The organism is Paenibacillus kobensis NBRC 15729 (assembly GCF_004000825.1).
In the GTDB taxonomy this organism is placed as follows: Bacteria; Bacillota; Bacilli; order Paenibacillales; family Paenibacillaceae; genus Paenibacillus_T; species Paenibacillus_T kobensis.
In genome coordinates this window covers 1-24354 of sequence record NZ_BILZ01000008.1, presented here as the reverse complement: position 1 = coordinate 24354, position 24354 = coordinate 1, and the positions used below count along the sequence as shown (strand labels likewise).

Below are 24354 nucleotides of genomic sequence, written 5' to 3'. Positions count from 1 at the left end.
AATCATTACAAAAGTAAGCCTTTTCAAAATGGGTTAGGCGTGAATGTATGGCGTCGTTTCAAGACTGGAAGCCGTTCGACGGCACCGTCGCTTACGAAGGAGGTAACCGCAATGCTGCAAGTAGAAGCAGAAATCGAGAAAATCAATCGACAAATGGCCGCCAAAGGCTACAAACTGACCGTCCAGCGCGCCGTTACGCTGCGCGTCCTGCTGGAGAATGAGCAGGATCATCTTAGCGCCGAGGAAGTGTTTATGCTCGTCAAGGGCAAATACCCGGAGATCGGACTCGCGACCGTTTACCGGACACTCGAACTGCTGACGGAGCTTCATATAGTCGAGAAGATGAATTTCGGTGACGGCGTTGCGCGGTTCGACCTGCGCAGCGAGGATCATGAGCATATGCATCATCATTTGATCTGCCACACGTGTGGAGCGCTCAAAGAAATCAAGGACGACTGGCTGTTGGAGCTGGAAGAGCGCCTGTTGCGCGAGTATGGATTCCGGGTGACGGACCATAGGCTTGACTTCACAGGACACTTCAAAGCATGCAACAATACGGATTGCAAACGTCAACGGAAAGCGGTCTAGCAGTTGAATCTCATGTTCAACTGCGGCCGTTTCATATATTACAGCCTTTCCGGCACACGGAAGGGCTGTTTCATTTTGAATCGAAAAGGGGAGCACGACAGCATGCTGAAATACAATATTTGTTTTATCCGGCAAGGGAATCGTATTCTGCTCATCAACCGCAATAACCCGAGTTGGATGGGGTGCTGGAATGGAATTGGAGGCCGGCTGGAACGAGACGAAACGCCAAGACAATCGATGGTGAGGGAAATAAGCGAAGAAACGGGCATTCCCGAGTCGGCATACCGGCTGCGGTTCGCTGGCATCATCACATGGTCGACCGACAGTACCGACTACGGCGGGATGTATACCTACACAGCGGAGCTTGATGACGAATATCAGCTTACGACGCCGATCGGCATGGAAGAAGGGATTCTGGATTGGAAACCGATTGCTTGGATTATGCATCCAAGCAATCAAGGTGTAGCGAAGAACATTCCGCTCGCGCTGCCGGATTTGCTTGAGGGCCGTCATTGCATCGACTTATGTTCGATCTTCGAAGGGAATATTCAGGTGAAGAGCACGAAAGCGATACTCGATCCGTTATTGGAGACGGATGAAGCGCTGCGAGAGAGCTATTTGATACGGCGTCGCGATGAGATTGCGGTTAGATAGTCTCAGGTGATCATGGCTGACGTTTCTAACGAAGGAGGGATACCAAATTATAAGCGAGCATAAGATTAGGACGCTGGAGCAGCTGCAATTAAACCAATGGCCGTCCTTGCAGACGATGGTTCGTGATAGCTGGGTGCTAAGGTTCGCGGAAGGATACTCGAAGCGGGCGAATTCGATTGTTCCGCTCTATGCAGCCGATACCGGGATCCAATTGGACGAAGCAATCGCCGGGTGCGAAACGCTCTATCGCAGTCAGGGACTGCGGTCTGCTTTCAAAATGAGTCCTATTGCACAACCAAGTGAACTGGATGAGATGTTGGAGAGCCAAGGCTATAGGTTGGTCGACCGGTGTAGTGTCCAGACGTTGGCATTGACTGCCGATTTGAAAAAGCCGCAGCTGCGGCATATTGTTGTGTTTCCGCTAGTAACGGAAGAGTGGCTGGAACATTACTGCAGGCTGTCGCGGGCTTCTCTCGATCAAAAGGGCACGATGTTCCGAATGCTGAGCAATATCCGCACGCAATCGGGTTTCTTTTTGTTGCATGATGATGACGAAACGGTTGTTGCATGCGGAATAGGTGTAATTGTCCGCAATTACATCGGACTCTGGGATATCGTGACGGATTCGAATTACCGGCAGCGGGGATTCGGCGAGCAGCTGGTCCTGCATCTATTAAACTGGGGACGAGATAATGGAGCTACGGATAGCTTCCTCGTTGTAGTTGCAAGCAATGCGCCTGCACGAAAGCTCTATGCAAAGCTCGGATTTGAGCATGTGTATGAGCATTGGTATCGGGTGAAAGAGCAGGGCTGCTAAGGCTTAATGGCACATAACAGCGTCACTACCCCTGATACTTGCTCCAGGATGACATGGTATCCGCGTTTGTTCAGCCAAGCCGTTAGTGCAGCATAATCAATCTCGAACAACTGATCAGGCTCATTCGGCCGCTGTTCAACTTGGGCTTGCTGGCGATCCATCGCAGATGTTTCCTGCTGCTGTGGTGCGGCTAAGTGCTCTTTCGCAAGTCCTGTCATGACGTATCGGCCGCCGGAAAGCAGCACTCGATCTATCTCCTCAAGCGCGGCGATCTGCTGAGCGTGCTCCAAGTAATGAAAGGCAAACGTACAGCCTGCATAACTGTATACGGCTTCTGTCAGAGGCAGTGCAAGCAGATTGCCCTGTTTGGCGTCGGCAGCGGAGAATCGGTCGCGGTATACGGACAGCATGTTAGCCGATTGCTCCACGGCTGTAACGGCTGTTCCTTCGTTAACGAGCAGAGCGGTCAAATTGCCGGTTCCTGCGGCAAGATCAAGTCCTTGCTCGCCATCGCTCGGGTCGAGCCATTCGACGGCACGCTGCAAAGCCTGATTATATTCGGCACGGTTTAACCGTTGGCTCCAATAGATTAGCGCAGCGTCTTCGGCGTGCACGGCTGCTAAGCCGTCGAACTGCCAACGATCCTGCCATGACTCGCGCAGCAGCCGCAAGTCATGCAGCTTGACCGCTGCATTTTCTAGCAGCTGGAGCTCTTCTTCTCCATGCTGCAAGCGCGTTACGGCCGCATCGAACGCTTCGAGAGCTTGCGTTGCGGAACGCCATTGCGCGTACAGTTCCGCTCTCGCGACGTCGAGTCTGGCAAGCAAAGAAGTTTGTCCGGCGGTTTGCGATCTTGCATCGAGCACATCTGCGATCGAGGCGAGCGGCAAGCCAAGCTCACGAAGAGCAACGACCCAACGCAGCCTCTCGACGTCGTCCTCTGTATAGAGACGATACCCGTTCCCGGCTGCTTTCCTCGGATGAACAAGCCCTTTCTCTTCATAAAACCGGACCGCCCTTGGCGTTACGCCGAGTCTTCTAGCCACTTCCTGAACTTTCATGTCGTTCGCTCCTTATCGTACGGATGTCATTGGTTCTATTATGAACGTTAACGCAGCGGCAAGGTCAAGCACAATATATTGACCAGCCGCTTGACAGATCTCATCATTGGTGATATTTTTTATTTACTATTCCGATAATCTTAATAAGAATTATCGTAAGTCGATGCTGACTGTTGAAATCAGAGGCGCCGTATTCATTCTCTCTTGAGAGGAACGAATGCTGCCCTCTTTTTTTATTATCAAGCAAGGATTACAAGAAGGGAGAGAGGTTCGAATGAGTGCTCCAACGATTACGGCAGCGGAATTTACGCTTCACTTGAATGGATTGAAGGTGGAGGGCAGGGTGACGAGCTTACAAGATGGAGTTCCGAAGCCGGTCGTCATTTTGAATCACGGATTTAAAGGTCATCAAGACTGGGCCTTCTGGCCGGAAGTGGCGAAAAAGCTGGCTGACAGCGGATTCTATACGGTCAGCTACAATTTCTCGCGTCTATCGGCGGCACGAGACGGGCTTGATGAGCGGCAGGTTGCTGCAGCTACGACATTAACGCAGGAACAGCTGGATCTGTCGGCTGTCGTACAAGCGCTGCATGAGCATCGTCTTCCGCAATCGGAGCAAGCAGACACCGAGAAGATCGGATTGATCGGCCACAGCCGCGCGGGAGGCAGTGTCTTGGTTTATGCATTCGAGCATGCGGATGACGTGAAAGCCGTCGTCGTATGGAATGGCGGCGCAGGTGCTAAGCGTCAGGCTAGCGCGAACAGCGAAGCGGAGCTGAGCGTGCTGGAAGCCGTTCTGGCGGAAGACCAGCAGCTTAACCTCGATCGGTATAACCTTACGGATAAAGTACCTTCCTTGACTACGGCTGCCTTGTTTATACAAGGCGATCAAGACCGCGAGCAGTTGCTTGCCTTATTCGAATCATATCAGCAGACGGCGCCAGGCCATCATTACGTCTTGATCAGCGGCGCGAACCATACTTTCAATGCAGGAGAGCCTTATGAAGGCGCGTCGCCAGCTTTGAAGGAAGCGGTACAGAATACGATCGACTTCTTGCGCGTACAGTTGAGCTGATCCGTTGTATTGCGCAATAGGGATAAAGAAAAAGCACGGCTTAGCGTCAATGAACGCTGATGCCGTGCTTTTTTGACACTTTCATAAACCTTCGCGTTATTTCTTCAACAGCTCCAAGCGGTAGACATACTCGAATATAAATTCGAACGCTTCCAGATGACGCTTCGCTTCGAAAGCATTCGCTCCCCATGCATAGATGCCGTGCTTGCGCAAAATAATGCCCGGCACGCCCTGCTGCAGCTTGGCGGTCACTTCCGGTACGATGCGCGGGATGTCGGCGTAGTTCGGGACGATCGGGATATCGATATGCGCCTCTTCTTCCCAATTGCCCAGCCCTTTAATAAGCTCAACGCCGTCAACCGGCACCGAGCCGCGTTCCCCGAAATATTCGCTGATCACGTTGTTGAACACCGTATGCACATGGAAGATCGCTCCAGCGCCCGTCATCCGGTAGATCTCGCAGTGGATAAGCGTCTCCGCCGAAGGTTTCAGCTTAGTTGGTTCGCTCGGCTTGCCGTCCTTGTCTACGAACAAAAAGTCTTCCGGTGTATGGACCGTCTTGTCTTTACCGCTCGCCGTAATCGCGAAGTGGAAGGAGGACGGATCGAATTCGCCGACCCGTACGGACAGGTTGCCGCTTGTTCCTGGGAACCAGTTGCGCGATGCGAACAGCTCTTTCGTGCTGCGAAGCTCCGACAGCGCCTTCTGCTTCTCCTCCGTCGTCAGTTGGTCGAATTTCATTGCACCGTCGTCCTTTCTGTACGCAAAAAGCGGATGATATCGTGGAACGTCTCAAACTCAACATGCGGAAGGTCAAGTTCCTGGCATTTCGTCGTCAACTGAGCGCGGGAGAAGACCAGATCTGCTTGCTTCGCCCCTTCAAAGTCGGTGACGCTGTCGCCGATCAGCAGCCGCTCATTTGCGGTTGCCGGGAACCGGCGCATAATCGTCGTCTTGCACATGCCGCAATCGTTCTGGCAATGCTCGTCGCACGGATTCGGCCATGTAATCTCGATCCGGTCACCGCTGAAGTCGCTCCCGTTGCAGTATATATGATTGACGGGTATGCCGAACTGTTCAAGCACCGGATAGACGAAGAAATCGATGCCGCCGCTCGTGACATAAAATTCGATATCCTGCTCCTTGCAGTAAGCGAGCAGATCGGCGAAGCCTTCGCGGATACGCACGTTATTCACGCCGTAATCGACCACTTCGGCTTGCATAGAAGAAGGCAGCAGCGCGAACATACGTCCGACGCCTTCGCGCACCGAAATGCGCTGCGCCAATACGTCCTGCACGATCGGTTCCCAACCGGGCGGGTCAAAATGTTTAATGATCGCGACAATGTTGTCGTTAACTGTGATCGTGCCGTCGAAGTCGCAAAAAATGACCCGTTTCCGTTCGTTTCCGATGTTCACGCTTCTTTAACCCCCCAAGCTTCAATTGCTGCTTTCAATGCATCATGGCCAGGCTGCAAAGCGGCATCGCCTAGCGATTGGCCTGCCAGCGTCGCATCAATCGCCTGCCGGAACGCCTGACCGCCGGCTTCCGTACCGAGCGGGTGGCCATGTACGCCGCCGCCTGCATTGACGACGACATCCGTGCCGAAGTCGCGCAGAATGAGCGGTACAAGGCCCGGATGAATACCCGCGGATGGAACCGGGAAGCTCCTCCGCAGAGAGCTGGACGTATCAAGCAGCACATCGCGCACTGCCATGTTCTCTTCCTTCGGCATAACAACCGATCCGTACGGGGAAGGGAAGAGGATGAGGTCGGCTCCTGCCAGCCGCATCAGCTTGCCAAGCAGCACAGGCGCTGCGATTCCGTAATACGGCGATTGATAGAACGCGCCAGCCATGGCCGGATGCGCCGCAATTGGTACGTTAATGGCAGGATCGGCGCTAAGCTCATGCAGCGCATCGTATCCATAGGACAAGACGTTGAACAGCAGCGCATTCGCACCAGCACCGATTGCTGTGAGCGCATTGTCACGCAGCTTGGACGTCGGTCCGGTCAGATTGACTGCATAGAGCAGCTCTTGTCCGGTCGTTTCTTTCGCTTTCCGGGCTGCTCGCATACACGTCTCCACACGTTTCACCAAAGGTGTAAGAGGGTTCTCGAACAAGATCTCATCGTCCTTGATCAGATCGACTCCTCCAAGCGCCTGGCGGTAGAACTGTTCCTCCAAGCCGCTCAGATCGTGTCCGATCACGGATTTGAATATGCTCATGAGCAGCGGCCGGTTATGTACGCCTACGAGGTCGCGTACGCCTTGCAGACCAAACTTCGGTCCAGGGAACGCCGATTGGAACTCGGGCGACACATCGATATCGATCAGCTTCACCCGTCCGTCCATCGACAACTTTCCGAATATCGTAACGAGCAGGGCAGGGATATCGCGGCTGAAATTGACGTCCGGATAAGCAATCTGGATATCCGCGTACCGCTGGCCGGGTTCTAAGCCTTCCGGCTCGTGAGCCGTAACGGAAACGACTTTGCCCAGATGCTTCTCCATCTCTGCCTTCTTCGCTTCAGGCAGCTCGGTCCAGCTGCCGACCGTCAGGCCAACGGCAATCCCTTGAGCTTTCTTCTGAAAATCGGCTTTATCGTCAAAGACGCGATAAGTCGCTAGGCAATAGCCGTTCATTTGAGCGCGCTCCTTTCGATATCGGCACCAAGCTCGCCGGCACGCTCAGCAGCACGGGCAACCGCGCGCTCCACTCCTTCCGAGAAGCCGTGCGCGTCGAGTGTCTCCAGCGCTGCTTGCGTTGTGCCGTTCGGCGATGTTACTTTGCGCCGCAGGTCGGCAGGCTGCTCGCCGGTCGTACGAACCATCTCAGCTGCGCCAAGAACCGTCTGTACGGTCAGCTCGCGCGCCGCTTCCGGCGTTAAGCCGAGTTTAATGCCTCCTGCGATCATCGATTCCATCATGTAATAGATATAAGCCGGACCGCTGCCGGATACGCCTGTTACAACGTCGAGCAGCGGTTCTTCGACGACAGCTGTCAATCCGACCGCTTGGAACATCGCTTCTGACAGTGCGCGCTGCTCTTCCGTAACAGAGGACGAGTAGCTGATGCCAGTCGCGCCGAGACCGATTGTGCTCGATGTATTCGGCATCGTGCGGACGACGGCCATCGGGCGGCCGAGCAATTGCTCAATCGTCCGAATGGACAATCCTGCAATGACGCTGACGATCAATTGATTGGGGGAGAGGAGCGGGCGCAGCTGCTCCAGTGCGCCAGCGGCATCTTTCGGCTTCGGAGCCAAAAATACGATGTCCGCATTACGGATCATCTCTTGCTTAGAGGCATCGTCTCCAGCGGTCACGACTCCATAGCGGCTGTTAAGTTCAGCAAGGCGCTCCGCGTTCTGACGATTCAGCATGCCGATGTTCGATGCCTTCGTAAGTTCTTGGCTGATCAAGCCGCGCACGATGGCTTCCGCCATCGAACCCGCACCATAGAAGCACAGTTTAAGCGTGCCTAGAGCGGCAGGGATAGAAGATGTATTCATAGCAGGAACCCTCCAGTCCGAATCTATATTATTTATTTTATCTTACGTTTAGCCGCGGATTTGGCCGTTGCCGGTTACGCGGTATTTGGTCGAAGTAAGAGCAGGCAGCCCCATTGGTCCGCGCGCATGAAGCTTCTGCGTGCTGATGCCGATCTCGGCGCCGAAGCCGAACTCGAAGCCGTCCGTGAAGCGGGTCGACACGTTGTGATAGACTGCGGCAGCGTCGACGTCCTGCATGAAACGTTCCGCGTTGCCGGCGTTCTCCGTCACGATGCACTCGGAATGCATGGTGCCGTACTTCGCGATATGGGCGAGTGCTTCATCCAAGCTTTCAACGATTCGGATATTCAAAATATAGTCGTTGTACTCCGTCGCATATTCTTGTTCCCCAGCCGGCTTAGCGTCTGCCAACAGCTTGCGCGTATTCTCGCAGCCGCGCAGCTCGACGCCTGCAGCTCTCATTTGTTCTGCAATGAACGGCAGTCCTTGCTCGGCGATGCCTCGATGAACGAGCAGCGTTTCCATCGAGTTGCATACGGACGGCCGCTGTGCTTTTGCGTTGACCGCGATGCTTGCGGCCATTTCGATGTTCGCGGATTCGTCGACGAACGTATGGCAGATGCCTGCGCCCGTTTCAATAACAGGAACCGTTGCATTCTTTACGACGTTCTGAATGAGCGATGCGCCGCCGCGCGGGATGAGCACATCGAGTAGACCGTTGAGCCGCAGCATCTCATCGACGGAAGAACGGTTCGAGTCTTCGATGAGCTGGAGCGCCTCGACTGGCATTGCCGTCTTCGCGATCGCTTCGCGAAGCACTTCGACGATGCGACGGTTCGATTCGAGTGCTGCTGAGCCGCCGCGCAGAACGACGGCATTGCCCGTCTTCAAGCAGAGACCGGCAGCGTCAACCGTTACGTTCGGCCGAGCTTCGTAGATAATGCCGATGACGCCGAGCGGTACGCGGAGCTTCTCGACATGCATGCCGTTCGGACGATCGAACGATTCGAGCAGGTCGCCGACTGGATCCGGCAGTTCGACGATCTGGCGCAGCCCTTCGGCAATCCCTTCGATGCGTTTGCCGTTAAGCGCAAGCCGGTCGAGCAGCGATTCGCTCGTGCCGTTCTCGCGTCCGCGCTGCAGGTCAAGAACATTCGCTTCGATAATAGAAGCTTGTTCTGCAATAAGCGCATTTGCCATTGTGAGCAGTGCTTCGTTCTTCTGAGCGGTTGTCAGCCGGTTCATGCCGGCTGCAGCGCTTTTCGCGAGCGCCGCTTTCGCTTTTACTTCGCTTACTGTGTTCACTTCACTCATACCCATTGTCCTCCTATGCTTTAAGCGTTATCCATTCATCGCGGTGGATCACTTCAATACGGGGCACTTCGATCCGCCATTTCACTTCATCCGTGTTCATGCCGGCAACGGCTTTGAGCTGCCATGCATCATAGTTGACAACTCCGCGCCCGATCGTATCGCCTGCAAGACCGACAACCTCGACGACGTCGCCAGCGTGGAAATCGCCTTCGGACTGCCGGACGCCGGCAGGAAGGAGGCTCTTGCCGCTGTTGCGAAGCGCCACCTCCGCGCCTTCGTCCACGATGATGCGGCCAAGCGGCATCGAATGGAAGCCTAGCCACTGTTTCTTCACCGGCAAGTTGCCGTTTGTCGTCTCGAAGTATGTACCCTTGCCGTGTCCGTCGACAGCAAGCTTCAAGTCGCCGGGTTCAACGGCTCGGCCGACGAACGCTGGAACGCCGCCGCGCATTGCGATCCGAGCCGCTTCCAGCTTGGAGCGCATGCCGCCGGTGCCGACAGAAGAGCCGGAACCGCCTGCCAGCTGCATGATTTCTTCCGACAGCTGCGTGACGCGCTCGATCCGCTTCGCATCTTGGTTGAAACGGGGATCTGCCGTATACAAGCCGTCGGTATCGGTCAGAATGACGAGCTGGCTCGCTTTGACGAGATTGGCGACGAGTGAAGAGAGCATGTCGTTGTCGCCGAATTTGTTCAGTTCCTCGGTTGCGACCGTGTCATTCTCGTTAATAACGGGGATTGCGCCTTGACGAAGAAGCTCTTCCATCGTCATCATCGCGCACTCGATCCGTCTGCGGTTCGAGAAATCGGCCCGCGTAAGCAAAATTTGCGCCGCGGTGTGGCCGCTGCGGCCGAATGACTCCTGATAGGCTTGCATGAGCATAGCCTGCCCGACTGCGGCAGACGCTTGCTTCTCATGCAGCAACTTCGGTCTCGACGTAAACCCGAGCGCGCGGAACCCTGCTGCGACGGCGCCGGACGTGACGAGCACCACATCGTTGCCGGCTTGCTTCAATGCAGACAGCTCGGAGGCGAAGAAATCGAGCTTGCTCCGATTCAGGCCGCCTTCATCAGAAGTTAGCGAGCTGCTGCCAATCTTTACTACAATTCGATTACCCATGAAGATCCCTTCCTACGACGACAGAATGAATGAAATCGAGTTAAATTGCGGATACCAAATCGAACAGTAAACAAAGAAAAGACTTCCATCCTTATCATAAAGGACGAAAGTCTGTACTTCCGCGGTACCACCTTTGTTGACGGCAATACACAGTCTTCGCCCAAGTAGGGTAGAAGTCTGCGGGGCCGTCCCGCTCAAGCCTCATAACAGGAGGCGCTGTCCGGCGATTGGCCGGCCGTTCGGGGGTAGGGTTCGGCGATCGGTCGCGGTAAATTCTTACAGCCTATCGGAATTTACTCTCTGAGCGCGGCGCTATGATTCGCTTACTGGTCCCGTCATTACGCTTACGAATTTTCGATTAAAAACAGCATAGCATGATTGCTCACTGGTGTAAAGAAACGCAAGTGCCTGCTAGGCTAATGGCCAGCAATCCGCACTGCGGCTATTGCTGCGGCCTTCCGAACAATCCGAGCGCACCGATTCGGCGTACCGCTTCGCGGAGCCGCTCTTCCGGTGCAAGCAGGCCGAGCCGCACATAGCCTTCACCATTCTCGCCGAAGCCGATGCCTGGCGCAACGACGACATCCGCTTGTTCCAGTACATGGTCGGCGAACTCTGAAGACGTATACGGCTTTGGCACAGGCAGCCAGCAGAAGAATGAACCGCCCGGCTTTGCCGCTTTCCAGCCGATTGATTCCAGCTCTTCGTACAAAGCATTGCGGCGGCTCTCGTATACCGCACCCAGCTCTTCGACGCATTGCTGCGAGCCTGTCAGCGCCGTTGCCGCCGCTTCCTGGATGCCGCCGAACAAGCTGCAATAATAATGGTCCTGGATGAGATTGATCAAGCCGACAACCTCACGGTTGCCCAAGGCGAAGCCGACGCGCCATCCCGCCATATTGTAGGTCTTAGACAGCGTATAAAATTCGACGCCGACTTCTTTCGCTCCCGGCGTCTGAAGGAAGCTGACCGGACGCTTGCCGTCGAAGCCAAGTGCGCCGTATGCGAAGTCGCTTGCGACAACGATATTATGCTTGCGCGCGAACTCGACTGTTGCTTCATAGAATGGCAAATCGGCAACAGCACCTGTCGGATTGTTCGGGTAGTTGATAAACATCAGCTTCGCCAGATCAGCCGTACCAGGTGGAATAGAAGAATAATCCGGCAGGAATCCGTTGTCCTCAAGCAGCGGCATGAACGCCATCTCGGCGCCTGCAAGCTTGACGCCGGACCAATAGTCGGGATAACCCGGGTCCGGTACGAGGCAGATGTCGCCGGGATCGAGCATACATTGGGCGATCTCGACAAGACCGGTCTTGCCCCCGAACAGTATGGCAACCTCTGTATCTGGATCAAGCTCGACACCGTAATCCTGCGCATAGCGGGATGCAACGGCTTCTTTCAGAAACCGGTAACCGCTGAAGGGCGGATAACGGTGATACAGCGGATTGTCCGCCGCATTTTTTAACGATTCTACGATATGCTCAGGTGTCGGACGGTCCGGATTGCCCTGCCCAAGATTGATGACATCGCGGCCTTTGGCCATCTGGGCATTTGCCTTAGCAACGAGCGCCGCGAAAAACTGTTTAGGTAATCCGTTCATCCGCTTCGCTGGATGGACAGCTATATAAGGATGATTGCTTGCCATTCGTTTGGTCACACTCCACCTATTCAGATCGACTTTATGAACTAACTGTAGCATGATGCACCAGCAGTGTCGAGCGGACCCAGGCTGTATAGGATGCCCATTTCGAACATGAATCTTTATGTATCCGTCTCCGGGCATGATCAAAATGCGGAGACGGTGTGAAGCGGATTAAGAAGGGATTCCGATACGGGTAATGAACGGCTGAATATCGGCTGTGAACAAGAGCAAATACGGACGGCGCTGTTCATCGAACACGAGCAGCAGCGGCGGCTTGCCATCGCATTTGAACAAGAATACTTCTTTCACTACAAGTTCAGTACCTGTGATCTTCACCTTGGCTGGTTTATGAAGCGGAACGCGGTACACATATTGGCAATTGTCGTCTGCTTTGAGCTGCGGCGCGAGTCCGGTAACGGATTTCAACCAGCTGCGGGCAAATTTCTGGTACTGCTTATCATTATCGACGGACTTAACGACTCTTTCGGCCTTGACGTCAAACACTTGGACCGGGTGATTGGGCGATTTGGCCTTTGCGTCAGATGCATACGCAAGCGCCGGATTCGCGGCTGCAAGAATCATGAGCAGCAGTGCAACCGCAGCGGCAATACGGGAAAGCGGATGTGATCTCATGGACAATCTCCTTCACCTAAAAATATAACTACGCCGTTCCGTCTTAACGTACCCTGCTTGACACGGTTCCATGAGGGGGTATGATTAGGAAAATACAAACTGCACGTAAAGGAAGAGGAATGATGAATAAGGCGAAATTGAAGCTGTCTCTGCTTCAAATGGATATTAAGATCGGGGAGCCGGAAGCTAATTATAGGAAGGCGGAGCAGATGTTGCATGCAGCAGTCTCTGCCGATCCGAAGCCGGATGTCATCGTGCTGCCCGAAATGTGGAATACCGGCTATGCATTGGAACAGATCGGCGATCTTGCGGATGAGAACGGGGAAAGCACGCAGGAGAGGTTGTCTGCCTTCGCGCGCGAGCATCAGGTCAGTATTGTCGGAGGATCGATAGCAGAGAAGCGGGAAGCGGGGGTCTATAATACGATTCATGCTTTCGGCCGGAGCGGCGAGGAGCTCGGACAATACGATAAAATCCACTTGTTCCGGTTAATGGACGAGGAAAAGCATCTCCAGCCGGGCAGTCGGACAGGAACGTTGTCGATCGACGGCATGCCGGCAGGCATGATGATCTGCTACGACATCCGCTTTCCGGAGTTAGCCCGCAAGCTGGCGCTTAGCGGGGCGAAGATGTTGTTTGTTCCGGCTGAATGGCCGAATCCTCGTCTGCATCATTGGCGGACACTGTTGCAGGCGCGCGCAATCGAGAATCAAATGTACGTCATTGCTTGCAACCGGTGCGGCCAGAGCGGAGAGACCGTCTTTTTCGGCCATTCCATGGTTATCGATCCTTGGGGCGAAGTGATTGCGGAGAGCGGCGATCAAGAAGGCATCTTAACGGCCGAGATCGACCCTGGACTCGTCGATGAAGTCCGTACGCGCATCCCGGTCTTCGAAGACCGCCGCCCGCTGCTTTACGAATAAGCCGGCAGAGCTTACTTGCTGTAATGTTGGTCGACCGTTCGTTTCATCGTATTGATGAACGCTTCGGCGGCACGCGATAAATAACGTCCCTTCCGGCTTGCGATAACAAGCGTGCGGGAAGGGGCAGGGTCACCAAGAGCTAAATAGAGAGGCGTAAATTCATCGCGCGTCGCGCGGGTAATCATTTGGGGCACGAAGGCGATGCCCATTCCGGCAGCAACGAGCGATTGAACTGTTTCAATATTGCTGCTCTCGAACACGATCGACGGCGAGAAGCCGGCTTGAGCGCACAGGTCAAGCGTAATTTGGCGGAAGCCTTGTCCTTTCTTCAATACAATGAATGGCTCGCTCTGGAGCTGGCGGATATCAACCGGTCCGGTATGCTTGGCGAGGGCATGCCGCTCAGGAACGGCAAGGCATATTTCTTCTTCAATTAATGGTGCCCAGGCCAGAGAAGGATCTTCCAGCGGCAGCGACAGCAGACTGATATCCGTTTCTCCGCTCGCCGTCAGTTGCTCCAGCTTGGAAGAAGAATCCTCGATGAGCACGACCTCGATTTCCGGATACAGCGACCCGAAGACAGGAAGGACGAGCGGTAAAATATGCGAGCCTGTAATTGGCAGACTCCCGACGACAAGGCGGCCTTTGCGCATAAGCGCCATATCTTCCATCTCTTGCTTCAACTGTTCAGCTGCATCCAGAATCGTCTGCGCTTTATGAACGAATACAGAGCCGGCATGCGTCAATTCGACCGAGTTGGTTGTACGCCGGAATAGCAGCACGCCTATTTCCTTCTCCAACTTGGACAACTGTTGGCTCAGCGAAGGCTGGGCAATATGAAGCTTCTCCGCAGCGCGGGAGAAGTTTTTTTCTTTGGCGATTTGAATGACGTATTGAAGCTGTCTTAATTCCATCTATTTCTTCCTCCTGATTGCACGCGGCAAGGGCAAAAGCCCGACTGCACTGCTCATAACAGCTAATAGTTAATAACTATAGCGTTTATAGATATTATATCTTGGATCAATCAATATGAACATGCTATTGTTAATGTAAATTCAGTACCTAACTACGAAATAGAATAGACTTATTACGGGGTGAAACGCGATGACGAAGAAAAGAACTATGTTTGAGAAAATTTGGGACAATCACGTCATTCATTCGGAAGAAGGCAAGCCGAGCATTTTGTATATCGACCTTCATCTGGTACACGAAGTAACGTCTCCACAAGCGTTCGAAGGGCTGCGCTTGTCCGGCCGTAAAGTACGCCGTCCGGAATTGACGTTCGCAACGATGGACCACAACGTTCCGACGAAAGACCGTTTCAATATTAAAGACCCGATCTCTAAGCAACAAATTGACACCCTGACGCAGAACTGCGCGGACTTTGGCGTACGCCTGTTCGACCTGAACGATATCGACCAAGGCGTCGTTCACGTTATGGGTCCTGAGATCGGCCTGACGCATCCGGGCAAAACGATCGTCTGCGGCGACAGCCACACGTCTACGCACGGCGCATTCGGCGCACTCGCATTCGGTATCGGTACGAGCGAAGTCGAACACGTTATGGCGACGCAATGCTTGCAGCAATCGAAAGCAAAGACGATGGAAGTTCGTTTCATCGGCTCCCGCAAACCAGGCGTAACGGCGAAGGACTTGATCCTTGGCGTTATCGCGAAATACGGCACGGACTTCGCTACGGGCTATGTACTCGAGTACACGGGTGAAGCAATCCGCACGCTGACGATGGAAGAGCGTATGACGGTGTGCAACATGTCGATCGAGGCAGGCGCGCGCGCTGGTCTGATCGCTCCTGACGAGACGACGTTCGAATACCTGCGCGGCCGTGAGCATGCACCGCAAGGCGAAGCGTTCGATCAAGCTGTCGCGAAGTGGGCGGAGCTGCGTACGGACGAAGGCGCTGAATTCGATACGGTTGTTGACTTCGATGTTGATTCCTTGATTCCGCAAGTAACGTGGGGAACGAGCCCAGGCATGGGTACGGACATTACGGCAGCCGTTCCGAATCCTGCGGACTTCACGACGGAGAACGAGCGTAAAGCGGCTGAGAAGGCGCTTGAATATATGGATCTGAAACCAGGTACGCCAATGAGCGAAATCGAAATCGATTATGTGTTCATCGGTTCGTGTACGAACGGTCGTATTGAAGACCTTCGCGCTGCAGCTCAAGTGGCTAAAGGCTACACGGTTAGCGACCGCGTAACGGCAATCGTCGTTCCAGGTTCCGGCCGCGTTAAGATGCAAGCGGAGAAGGAAGGTCTGGACAAAATCTTCACCGAAGCGGGCTTTGAATGGCGTGAAGCAGGCTGCTCGATGTGCCTCGCGATGAACCCTGACGTCCTGCAGCCGGGCCAACGCTGCGCATCGACGTCGAACCGTAACTTCGAAGGCCGTCAAGGCCGCGGCGGACGCACGCATCTCGTGTCCCCGGCAATGGCAGCAGCAGCGGCAATCAAAGGCCGTTTCACGGACGTCCGCGATTGGACGCTGAAGACAGAAGTCGCGAACTAATCGTACCCGTTACTTGAGAGGAGAACTGCGAACTATGGAACCATTTGTTAATCATACAGGTATCGTTGCACCGGTAGACCGCGTCAACGTCGATACGGACGCTATTATCCCTAAACAATTTCTGAAACGGATCGAGCGCAGCGGCTTCGGCCAGTTTCTGTTCTACGAATGGCGTTTCTTCGAGAACGGCGATGTGAACCCTGACTTCGAACCGAACAAAGCGCGCTATGAAGGCGCATCGGTACTCATCTCCCGTGCGAACTTCGGCTGCGGCTCGTCCCGCGAGCACGCGCCTTGGGCGATTCTCGACTACGGCTTCAAATGCGTAATCGCGCCTTCGTTCGCTGATATTTTCTATAACAACTGCTTCAAGAACGGCATTCTGCCGATCAAGCTGAGCGAAGAGCAAGTGGAAGACCTGTTCCAACGCACGGCGAAGCATGAAGGCTACAAGCTCAATGTTGACCTCGAGAACAAAGTGATCACGGACGAGTACGGTCTGAACATCGCAATCGAGCTCGACGAACACCGCCGCCAATTCCTTCTGCAAGGTCTGGACGATATCGGTCTGACGCTGCAGCACGAGGACAAAATTGCGGCATATGAAGCACAACGCGCAGCACAAACGGCATAATTGCCCTTAAATGCTGCAAGGTGGAAAGCCTCGCACAAGGTGCCTTACGGGCGCCTCGTGCGGGGCTTTCTTTGCTTTATCAGGGAGATTCATATTTTCGAAAGAACATTTCCCTCCATACGCAACTTTTTCCGTCGAACTGCGTCTATTATTTCGTCTGTTAAAGGCGAATTGTGCCTCTTTGGGGCGCATTTCGCTGCGGGCAATCCAATTACATAGTCTTAGAGGTGAAAGATGAGAAAGCTAGTTTCTGCTGCTCTGTTGTTGTCGCTCATTTTTTCGCTGTTTCCAGCGATCGGACAAGCAGCTACCGCTGCTGTCACGCCCAAGCTGTATCTGAATGGCAAACAGCTGGAAACGACCGAAGAACCGCGCATTTATCAATCGTCGACGCTTGTCCCGGTCAGAGTGGTTGCGGAAGGTCTCGGTTTCAAAGTAGGTTGGAGCCAGTCGGACAAACGGGTGGACATTAATGATGCAACGAACCTGATTTCGTTGACGATCGATAGTCCGGTTGCCAATGTCAACGGTAATTCCGTGCAGCTTGATGCGACTGCCAAAGTGTATAATTCGGTCACGCTTGTACCTATTCGCTTCGTAGCGGAAAGCCTCGGGTTGCAGGTGTTTTACGACTCTCCGACGAAGTCAGTACATCTGTACCAATCTGCCAACGAGACATCGCCTTCTGATAGTACAGGCAGCAGCGGCAGTGAAGGAAGCGGTACGAATGCAGGAAGCGGTGCAACTGATCCGAATGCAGGGACCGGCAGCACAGGAAACACTGAAGTTCCAGCTAACGTTCAAGGCTACGTCACGAACGTGCAGTATGACGGGACGTCCAGCATTACAATCGGTTACGAAGGCGTAATTAAGCCTAATAATGCGTTCACGCTGACGGGACCGGATCGGATCGTGCTCGATTTGCCGAATGCAGCATTCGGAGCGAACATGCCGGCCGGCAAAATGTTGATCGATTCCAATCCGTCACTCTATCAAGTCCGATATTCGGTTGGCCCTGACAATCCGACGACGCTTCGCATCGTATTGGATTTGAGCAAACCTTCCGCTTACCAGGTGACAGAGAGCGAAGGACAAATACAAATCGCCGTATTGGATAACGGCAGTGTCCCTTCTGATAACACGACTCCGGCGCAGCCGGGAGACACGACGGGATCGAATACCGGCAAGGTCTATAAAGTCGTCATCGATGCAGGACATGGGGGCAAGGATCCCGGTGCAGGCTACGCAGGCGCGTACGAGAAGACGTTCAACCTGAGCATCGTGCTGAAGATTAAACAAATTCTCGATCAAGATAAGCGGATTCAAGTGACGTATACCCGATTGGACGATACGTATCCGGATCTGACCGAGCGGGTTAAGATTGCGAACAACTTGAAGGCCGACGCTTTCGTATCGATTCATGCGAACAGCTCTACTTCTTCGAAGACGAATGGGACCGAGACTTATTATTACCGGCAAGACTCGAAGTCTTTCGCTGATATTATGCATAAGTATTTGAGCAAAGCTACCGGTTTGAGAGACAACGGTGTGCGCAGCGGCAATTTTAAAGTCATTCGTGAAACGACGATGCCGGCTATTCTGCTGGAATCCGGCTATTTATCCAATACGGCGGACTGCAGTGCGCTGTTCAACCCTGCGATTCAAGACAAGATTGCAGCAGCTGTTGCCGCAGGCATTAAGGAGCAGTTAAAGCTTCAATAAACGAGGTGATCGGAATGAGCCATACACGTACAACGATCGGACTGTTGTTGGTTGGAGCCATGCTGATCGGTGCTGCGTCGGGCTGCGGCTCGAAATCGAAGAGTGATGAGAAAGCTGTTGCCACGGACAATCAAGCCGTTGTCTCAGCCGGACAATCCGAACCGCAAGTCGATGCGTCCAAGCAGAAACAGACCATCCATGTTTATTTGACAGATGAGGATCTCACCGTTCTTGTGGATCAAAGCCGTGAAATTGAATATGACACGGATCAGGAGAAAATATCGGCCGCTTTGGAGGCGCTGCAGTCGCAAGGCGAAGGCAACGCGGTGTCCTTATGGAGCAAAGTGGAGGTGCTGTCCTCGGCAATTAAGGATGGCGCCGTGACGATCAACCTTCATTTGCCGGAAGGTTCTAGACTCGGCGCTCCAGGGGAAGTGATGGCCATCGAGTCACTCAAGAAAACGTTGTTCCAATTCGACGATGTTCAGTCTATCGAGCTGCTTGTGGACGGCGAAGCGGTCGACAGTCTAATGGGACACGAGGAACTGCCTCATCCGATCGTGAAGTAAGCGGATATCATTCATTACTGGCATCATATCGATTTGCACTTATCGAGGAGGCAATCATTCATGGTTTATCGGTCCAAATCATTCAAAGCGTCCGCTTGGCTGCTCGCAATGTCGCTGGTTGCTGGCGGAACGGTGTCCGCGCAGACAGCCGTCCCGTATGACTCAACTGCAGTCGCAAGCACTGCGGGCACCGTCTCGGTAAAAGCTTCCACACCGTTCACCGATGTGAAAGCGGGGCATTGGGCGGAGAAGCATATCGCGAAGCTTGCGCTGCAGAACATCATTCTCGGCAATAACGGCCAATTCCGGCCGGCAGACAGCGTCTCTCGTCAAGAAGCGATTGTTATGGCGATTCGTTTCGCTGGACTTGAAAGCGAAGTGAACCGCGACGAAGCAGTCGTATTTCCGACATCTTTCCAAGTGGACAAATATTTCACTCCGTACGTCGTATTAGCATTCGAGAAAGGTCTGATCAACCAGAACGAGCAATTCGGCATCGCCGATAAGGAAACCGGTACAGCCTGGGGCAGCAGCAAAGCGTCCCGGGAATGGGTGACGAAGCTGATCGTGAATGCGATCGGCAAGAGCGCCGATGCGAAAGCGTCTGCGAGCAAGCCGCTCACTTTTGCTGATGCAGCGAACGTAGGCGAAGGGTACGGCGGTTATATCAATACGGCCGTATCGCTTAATTTGGTTAATGGCGTCGCCGGCAATAAGTTCGATCCGAAGGGTGCCGTGAACCGGGCGATGATGGCGACGCTGCTCAGCCGCGCTGAATCGCAATTTACGGTTCAATACGCGGGACAGACAGAGGGGATCCTTACTTCCTCCGGCAGCGGAACGATTACGCTCCACACTTCGGCCGGTCCTCAGACGTATACAACCAGTTCGGATACGCTCTATTCGCATACGGGCTCGGAGCAGTTTATGGCGGACAGCAGTTTAATTCCTTACGCGCGTGTATTCGTAATTGCAAAGGACGGTAAAGCGCTGTACGTCGAACAAGTGAACGATGAGCAGAAGGTTGAGACGATCAGCGGCACGTTCGACCGCTTCGTTGCTGCCAGCCACAAGATGTGGATCTGGGTAGGCGACACCCCTACGGAAATCGTCTACGATGACACCTTGCAAATGAAAGATAAAGACGGCAAGACGATTGCGGCCTCCGCTTTAACGAAAGATTCCAACGTTAAAGTCGTTCGCGACACGTTCCGTACATCGCCGATTGCGATTTCGGTCCAGGTAGTTGATTCTCCGAATGCACCAGTGAATAAGACAGGCAGCGGAACGGTGAAATCGGTCGGGGTATCGGCAATTACGGTGACGTTAGCGGACGGTACCGATGAGACGTGGAACGTAGCAACGGATGCCATCTTTATTTCAGGCACGACAGTGCTGAAATCGCTCCAAGACATCAAAACCGGCGACAAAGTGTCGTACGTAGTGAAAGACAACGCCGTGTCTCGTGTTGAAGTGAGCGGCGGCGCTGTGAAGTTGTCTGACTCCGGCACGTTCTTCAATTCGGATAAGAACACTTTGACCTACATTAAGGACAAGAAGTATGTGACCAAGCCGGTTGCGGCTGCGGCTGTCATTAATATTGAAGGACTTCCATCTGCTACGTTAACTGACCTTCAAGAGAACGATCAGCTGGAGCTGACGCTGAACGAATCGGATCAAGTGACACTGGTGAAAGTGACGAACCGCAAAGTAGAGATGGCGGCAGGCGTTGAGATTCGGTCCTATGATTCGAAAGATAAGAGACTCTATGTCGTGGACGGCAAAGGCCAGCCGCATCTGCTGCAATTCAACGCTAACAGTCAGATCGAGACGAATGGCGTGTCCTTAACGTTGGAAGCAGCTCTATCCGGAGGCATGCTGAACAATGGCCGCAAAATTACGGTCAGCTATACCGGCGATGTAGTCGTCAAGATTCAATTGTCTTACCGTTATACGGGTACTTTTGTATCCGTCGATACGGCTAACTCGAAGCTTACGATGTCGGTGGGCGGCAATTTGCTTACGCTTGGCATGCAGTCACCGGTTGTTGATTTGTACGGCAAATCCAGCGGTTCGCTTGCAGACTTGCAAAACGGCAACGAAATTATTGCCGTCATGAACCAAGAGCAGGATAAAGTCAATGTCATTCAAGTGGTTAGCAAACGCCAGCTGAAGGTCGCGGCCGTTAATGCCTCATCATCCCGCGTTACGTTGGCTGATGGTTCAGGTACGATTGACTACTCCGCTTCAGGCATCGATGTGTTGGATGATGCCGGCGGTAAGTTGGCACTTGGCAGCTTGCCTGTGGGCAGCGTCGTGAATGTAACATTTAACGGCAGTTCACTTGCACGTATCCAGCGAGTTGCGGTCACGATTGGTGCCGTACGCGCAATAGACAGCACGAATATCGTAATGACAGATTATAACGGCGTTACGGCTGCGTTCCCGCTTAGCTCGAAATATACGATTATCCGCAACGGCGTAAGTTCGAATACCTACACGGCTCTGCAAGCAGGGGACCGTGTTGAGATCCGTAAGGATGCCGATGGCAACTACGTTGCCACGGTTCTGAAGTCGGAACAGAAGAAGTTCTCGAAATACGATGCGGCTACGAACACTCTTCAAACGATGAGGGCGGTTATTACGGACAAATTCCAATATTCGTTGAATGGTGTTGCTCTTACTTCGGGCGGTGCGGTAATTACGCCGCAATCGATTGAGAAAGAAAGTGCGCTCGTATTGTATTATTACGATGATAAACTGATTGAGATCGAGAAGAAATAAAGAACCAAATCTACAACAATGTAAGCATGGGTAATCTCAACTTTATCGGCAGATGAACAGGCGGAATCCCTGCACTTCGGTGCAGGGATTTTGCGTTGAAGAGGCACAGAAGGCAGTAAAGCCCGTACGTTTGGATTCATCCGCAGCCGGAAATACGGGTAGTGTCAACAAATTCGGAACGAAATGGCATAAATCCGCACTGGAATATAACGGATAATCGGTTGCGCAGCGCGACATTTTTCGCTACACTTTTGTTCATTAGAGGTTTAATGGGGAGAGACCGGTATGAACGCGAAGGAGCGAATGACGCGAATCTTGCAGGAGACGACGGCGATGTTCCCGGATGCGCATTGCGAGCTGAATCACAGCAATCCGTTCGAACTGACGATCGCCGTGCTGTTGTCTGCACAATGTACGGATGAGACCGTTAATAAAGTGACGGCGGACTTATTCAAGAAATATAAGCGGCCTGATGACTACCTGGCCGTGCCGCTTGAAGAACTGGAACAGGATATTCGGCGGATTGGTCTGTTCCGAAGCAAAGCATCCAACATTCAAAAGCTGTGCCAGCTCGTGCTCGATAAGTATGGCGGCGATGTGCCGAGGGAGCATGAACAACTGACTGAGCTTCCGGGAGTTGGCCGTAAGACGGCTAACGTTGTCATGTCCAATGCATTCGGCGTACCGGCCATTGCAGTCGATACCCATGTGGAGCGGGTATCCAAGCGCCTCAGTGTTGCGAAGGCAGATGATTCGGTGCTCGAGGTCGAGAAGAAGCTGATGAAGCTAGTCCCGCGGGATATGTGGACGCAAACGCATCATACGCTTATCTTTTTCGGCCGGTATCACTGTAAAGCGCAGTCGCCGAAGTGCGAGATTTGTCCTCTGCTGGACATTTGCAAGGAAGGCGCGAAACGGATGAAGCCGGCGGCTGCCGCCAGACCGAAGAAACTGCCGAAAACAGGTGCGCGTCAGGCAGCGAAACAAGGCTGAGCGGACATACGCTTATGCGGAGTCGATGAAACCGATTGACGAGTATGTATAGAGAAGAAGAGTTGGACTGGAGAACAGGGACAGCAGCTGCAAGTAACGGCTGTACTGGAAAGTGGGAGAAACCGATGAGCCATATGACGGAGACGCAAGCGAGCAAGTGGATGGAATCGATCGGAAGGCTAAGCCAAGCGATCGCGCCTTCCGGGGATGAGAGTACGGTAGAAAAACTGAAGGAGCTGGCTTCGAAGCGGGAGAGCGGCAAGCTGACGATAGCATTTTGCGGCCATTTCTCAGCCGGGAAATCGACGCTGGTGAACCGGATCTGCGGGGCGCAATTGCTTCCGACGAACCCGATTCCGACGAGTGCGAACGTCGTTTCGATCGAAGGCGGTGAGAAAGCTTCTGTCACGATTACGCAGATGACAGAGGATGGACGGACGGAAGCGGTCGAGCTTCCAACTTCCGAGCTGGAGCATTTGAACCGTTATTGTATCGACGGGGCGAAATATATGACCGTGCAGATCGTATATCCTTCCGAAGTGTTCGGAGACGATATTATTTTGCTCGATACGCCCGGAATCGATTCGACAGACGATGCGCATAAGCAAGCGACGGAGTCGGCTCTTCACCTGGCCGATGTCGTGTTCTACGTTATGGACTATAACCATGTGCAATCCGAAATCAACTTCACGTTCGCGAAGGAATTAAAAGATTGGGGCAAACCGCTCTATTTGGTCGTCAACCAAATCGATAAGCACCGGGAACAGGAACTGCCTTTCGCCGAATATAAGGACAGCGTGGAGCAAGCCTTCGCGAACTGGCATTTGGAGCCGGCGGGTATTTTATACATTACGATGCGGGAGCCGAATCATCCGCATAACGAATATGAGTCGCTGCTTGGCTTGATGCGTAAGCTGGCGGGAGTTCGGCAACCGTTAGCGGATTGGAGCATCTCGGCTTCGCTGCGCCATTTGACAGGCGTACATGCGAAGCGGCAAGAGGAACTGGCTGAACCGGAGCGTTTGCGTTATATCAGCGAAGCAGGCGGAGAAGCGGGTGCTGCAGAGCTAAGAGAGACGATTCATTCGCTTAAATCGCGGCTGGAAGAGCTGCGTGGGGAGCCAGAGCGTATCCGGCTGTCGCTCCGGCATGAAGCGCAGTCGCTGATTGATGGAGCGATTGTGACACCTGCGTCGCTGCGCGATACTGCTCATTCGTTCTTGGAGAGCTGCAAGCCAGGCTTTAAGGCGGGTCTGCTGTTCGCCGGAGCGAAGACCGCGGCAGAGAAAGAGCGGCGGCTGGAGCAGTTCCGGACGGAATTCGAATCGGTCGTAAAATCAGGAATCGAATGGCATCTGAACGAAATGCTTCGCAAAGCATTCGACCGGGCAGGCGTGCCGGACGATCAGATTGCGCAGAAGCTGGCCGGCATCGTATGGTCAGCGTCGCCGGAATGGCTGACTAGCCGCGTCAGTAAGGGCGCTTCGTTCGGCAATGAATACACGATGACGTATAGCCGTGATATTGCGGCTGATGTCAAAGCGGTGTACCGCCAGCTGGCCTTCCCGCTGATCGACGACATCGCGGAAGTATCGGCGGCGGACAGTACGGCAGCTGCGCAGGAGACAGAAGCGGAGCTGCGCGAGCTCGGCTCGCGCGCGGATGCGCTCGCGAAGCTTGAGGCACTGGCGCAGCGGCTCAGCGCGGAAGCAGCTGCGCTGGCGGCGCTGCTGCCGGCGAAGCCGGCCGCGCCGTCGCTGCCGGCGCCTGACGCGGC

22 protein-coding genes are annotated in these 24354 nt (G+C 53.8%); 12 read left to right on the top strand and 10 right to left on the bottom strand.

The genetic code is table 11. The features are described 5' to 3' along the window. The first annotated feature begins 111 nt into the window (after positions 1-111). From fur to PKO01S_RS07485, 3 genes are all read left to right on the top strand, one after another. Positions 112-588: a ferric iron uptake transcriptional regulator gene (gene fur / locus PKO01S_RS07495; RefSeq protein ID WP_127530705.1), complete on the top strand. Its 477-nt coding sequence runs from the start codon at positions 112-114 to the stop codon at positions 586-588. Positions 589-690: 102 nt separating this feature from the next. Beyond that, on the top strand, positions 691-1242 hold the full coding sequence (locus PKO01S_RS07490; protein WP_127530704.1) for an NUDIX hydrolase: 552 nt from the start codon (positions 691-693) through the stop codon (positions 1240-1242). Positions 1243-1258: 16 nt separating this feature from the next. Further along, a complete protein-coding gene (locus tag PKO01S_RS07485; protein WP_456152489.1) occupies positions 1259-2059 on the top strand; it encodes a GNAT family N-acetyltransferase in 801 nt (266 codons plus the stop codon). Here the strand turns inward: PKO01S_RS07485 and PKO01S_RS07480 are convergent. Next, positions 2056-3120, bottom strand: coding sequence for a MerR family transcriptional regulator (locus tag PKO01S_RS07480; RefSeq protein WP_127530702.1), 1065 nt, complete (start codon positions 3118-3120; stop codon positions 2056-2058). The two genes, PKO01S_RS07485 and PKO01S_RS07480, sit on opposite strands and share 4 nt — an antisense overlap. 274 nt (positions 3121-3394) lie before the next feature. On the opposite strand from PKO01S_RS07480, the gene PKO01S_RS07475 reads away from it, so the two are divergent. Then, positions 3395-4195, top strand: a complete 801-nt coding sequence (locus tag PKO01S_RS07475; protein ID WP_127530701.1) for an alpha/beta hydrolase family protein — start codon at positions 3395-3397, stop codon at positions 4193-4195. Between the two features lie 96 nt (positions 4196-4291). On the opposite strand, the gene mtnB is transcribed toward PKO01S_RS07475, so the two are convergent. The 8 genes from mtnB to PKO01S_RS07435 form a co-directional block, all read right to left on the bottom strand. After that, positions 4292-4936, bottom strand: a complete 645-nt coding sequence (mtnB, locus tag PKO01S_RS07470; RefSeq protein WP_127530700.1) for a methylthioribulose 1-phosphate dehydratase — start codon at positions 4934-4936, stop codon at positions 4292-4294. Continuing rightward, a complete protein-coding gene (locus PKO01S_RS07465) occupies positions 4933-5607 on the bottom strand; it encodes a 2-hydroxy-3-keto-5-methylthiopentenyl-1-phosphate phosphatase (RefSeq protein ID WP_127530826.1) in 675 nt (224 codons plus the stop codon). Before PKO01S_RS07465 ends, mtnB begins: the two co-directional genes overlap by 4 nt. A gap of 2 nt (positions 5608-5609) precedes the next feature. After that, the gene (locus PKO01S_RS07460; protein ID WP_127530699.1) at positions 5610-6842 is read right to left on the bottom strand and encodes a 2,3-diketo-5-methylthiopentyl-1-phosphate enolase; all 1233 of its coding nucleotides are present in this window, start codon (positions 6840-6842) and stop codon (positions 5610-5612) included. Next, on the bottom strand, positions 6839-7711 hold the full coding sequence (gene proC, locus PKO01S_RS07455; RefSeq protein ID WP_127530698.1) for a pyrroline-5-carboxylate reductase: 873 nt from the start codon (positions 7709-7711) through the stop codon (positions 6839-6841). Before proC ends, PKO01S_RS07460 begins: the two co-directional genes overlap by 4 nt. 48 nt (positions 7712-7759) lie before the next feature. Beyond that, entirely contained in the window at positions 7760-9025 is a 1266-nt protein-coding gene (locus PKO01S_RS07450; protein ID WP_127530697.1) for a glutamate-5-semialdehyde dehydrogenase, read from the bottom strand. 13 nt (positions 9026-9038) lie between these two features. Further along, complete coding sequence (gene proB / locus PKO01S_RS07445; protein WP_127530696.1) at positions 9039-10145, bottom strand: glutamate 5-kinase; 1107 nt, start codon at positions 10143-10145, stop codon at positions 9039-9041. 442 nt (positions 10146-10587) lie between these two features. Then, positions 10588-11793, bottom strand: a complete 1206-nt coding sequence (locus PKO01S_RS07440; RefSeq protein WP_127530695.1) for a pyridoxal phosphate-dependent aminotransferase — start codon at positions 11791-11793, stop codon at positions 10588-10590. 168 nt (positions 11794-11961) lie between these two features. Further along, entirely contained in the window at positions 11962-12423 is a 462-nt protein-coding gene (locus PKO01S_RS07435; protein ID WP_246070483.1) for a hypothetical protein, read from the bottom strand. Positions 12424-12545: 122 nt separating this feature from the next. On the opposite strand from PKO01S_RS07435, the gene PKO01S_RS07430 reads away from it, so the two are divergent. After that, on the top strand, positions 12546-13346 hold the full coding sequence (locus PKO01S_RS07430) for a carbon-nitrogen family hydrolase (protein WP_127530693.1): 801 nt from the start codon (positions 12546-12548) through the stop codon (positions 13344-13346). 11 nt (positions 13347-13357) lie between these two features. Here the strand turns inward: PKO01S_RS07430 and PKO01S_RS07425 are convergent, their stop codons facing one another. Then, complete coding sequence (locus PKO01S_RS07425) at positions 13358-14260, bottom strand: LysR family transcriptional regulator (RefSeq protein ID WP_127530692.1); 903 nt, start codon at positions 14258-14260, stop codon at positions 13358-13360. 190 nt (positions 14261-14450) lie between these two features. Here PKO01S_RS07425 and leuC point away from each other — a divergent pair, with 190 nt between their 5' ends. From leuC to PKO01S_RS07390, 7 genes are all read left to right on the top strand, one after another. After that, the gene (gene leuC / locus PKO01S_RS07420; protein ID WP_127530691.1) at positions 14451-15875 is read left to right on the top strand and encodes a 3-isopropylmalate dehydratase large subunit; all 1425 of its coding nucleotides are present in this window, start codon (positions 14451-14453) and stop codon (positions 15873-15875) included. A 34-nt stretch (positions 15876-15909) separates the two neighbouring features. Then, complete coding sequence (leuD, locus tag PKO01S_RS07415) at positions 15910-16509, top strand: 3-isopropylmalate dehydratase small subunit (protein ID WP_127530690.1); 600 nt, start codon at positions 15910-15912, stop codon at positions 16507-16509. A gap of 234 nt (positions 16510-16743) precedes the next feature. Further along, positions 16744-18231 (top strand): N-acetylmuramoyl-L-alanine amidase family protein, encoded by a 1488-nt coding sequence (locus PKO01S_RS07410; RefSeq protein ID WP_127530689.1) that lies wholly within the window; start codon positions 16744-16746, stop codon positions 18229-18231. Between the two features lie 14 nt (positions 18232-18245). After that, entirely contained in the window at positions 18246-18800 is a 555-nt protein-coding gene (locus PKO01S_RS07405; protein ID WP_127530688.1) for a GerMN domain-containing protein, read from the top strand. A 60-nt stretch (positions 18801-18860) separates the two neighbouring features. Continuing rightward, positions 18861-21584, top strand: a complete 2724-nt coding sequence (locus PKO01S_RS07400; RefSeq protein WP_127530687.1) for an S-layer homology domain-containing protein — start codon at positions 18861-18863, stop codon at positions 21582-21584. Positions 21585-21869: 285 nt separating this feature from the next. Continuing rightward, positions 21870-22577 (top strand): endonuclease III, encoded by a 708-nt coding sequence (gene nth, locus PKO01S_RS07395; RefSeq protein WP_127530686.1) that lies wholly within the window; start codon positions 21870-21872, stop codon positions 22575-22577. Between the two features lie 125 nt (positions 22578-22702). Continuing rightward, positions 22703-24354, top strand: a 1652-nt coding sequence (locus PKO01S_RS07390; protein WP_164779525.1) for a dynamin family protein, incomplete at its 3' end; no start/stop codon positions are given.

Coding starts and splice junctions, on each gene's coding strand:
- PKO01S_RS07410 (WP_127530689.1), top strand. CDS start 16,744: ATGAGAAAGCTAGTTTCTGCTGCTCTGTTGTTGTCGCTCATTTTTTCG.
- mtnB (WP_127530700.1), bottom strand. CDS start 4,936: ATGAAATTCGACCAACTGACGACGGAGGAGAAGCAGAAGGCGCTGTCG.
- fur (WP_127530705.1), top strand. CDS start 112: ATGCTGCAAGTAGAAGCAGAAATCGAGAAAATCAATCGACAAATGGCC.
- PKO01S_RS07490 (WP_127530704.1), top strand. CDS start 691: ATGCTGAAATACAATATTTGTTTTATCCGGCAAGGGAATCGTATTCTG.
- PKO01S_RS07425 (WP_127530692.1), bottom strand. CDS start 14,260: ATGGAATTAAGACAGCTTCAATACGTCATTCAAATCGCCAAAGAAAAA.
- leuC (WP_127530691.1), top strand. CDS start 14,451: ATGACGAAGAAAAGAACTATGTTTGAGAAAATTTGGGACAATCACGTC.
- PKO01S_RS07435 (WP_246070483.1), bottom strand. CDS start 12,423: ATGAGATCACATCCGCTTTCCCGTATTGCCGCTGCGGTTGCACTGCTG.
- nth (WP_127530686.1), top strand. CDS start 21,870: ATGAACGCGAAGGAGCGAATGACGCGAATCTTGCAGGAGACGACGGCG.
- PKO01S_RS07460 (WP_127530699.1), bottom strand. CDS start 6,842: ATGAACGGCTATTGCCTAGCGACTTATCGCGTCTTTGACGATAAAGCC.
- PKO01S_RS07450 (WP_127530697.1), bottom strand. CDS start 9,025: ATGAGTGAAGTGAACACAGTAAGCGAAGTAAAAGCGAAAGCGGCGCTC.
- PKO01S_RS07405 (WP_127530688.1), top strand. CDS start 18,246: ATGAGCCATACACGTACAACGATCGGACTGTTGTTGGTTGGAGCCATG.
- PKO01S_RS07440 (WP_127530695.1), bottom strand. CDS start 11,793: ATGGCAAGCAATCATCCTTATATAGCTGTCCATCCAGCGAAGCGGATG.
- PKO01S_RS07400 (WP_127530687.1), top strand. CDS start 18,861: ATGGTTTATCGGTCCAAATCATTCAAAGCGTCCGCTTGGCTGCTCGCA.
- PKO01S_RS07475 (WP_127530701.1), top strand. CDS start 3,395: ATGAGTGCTCCAACGATTACGGCAGCGGAATTTACGCTTCACTTGAAT.
- proB (WP_127530696.1), bottom strand. CDS start 10,145: ATGGGTAATCGAATTGTAGTAAAGATTGGCAGCAGCTCGCTAACTTCT.
- proC (WP_127530698.1), bottom strand. CDS start 7,711: ATGAATACATCTTCTATCCCTGCCGCTCTAGGCACGCTTAAACTGTGC.
- leuD (WP_127530690.1), top strand. CDS start 15,910: ATGGAACCATTTGTTAATCATACAGGTATCGTTGCACCGGTAGACCGC.
- PKO01S_RS07430 (WP_127530693.1), top strand. CDS start 12,546: ATGAATAAGGCGAAATTGAAGCTGTCTCTGCTTCAAATGGATATTAAG.
- PKO01S_RS07480 (WP_127530702.1), bottom strand. CDS start 3,120: ATGAAAGTTCAGGAAGTGGCTAGAAGACTCGGCGTAACGCCAAGGGCG.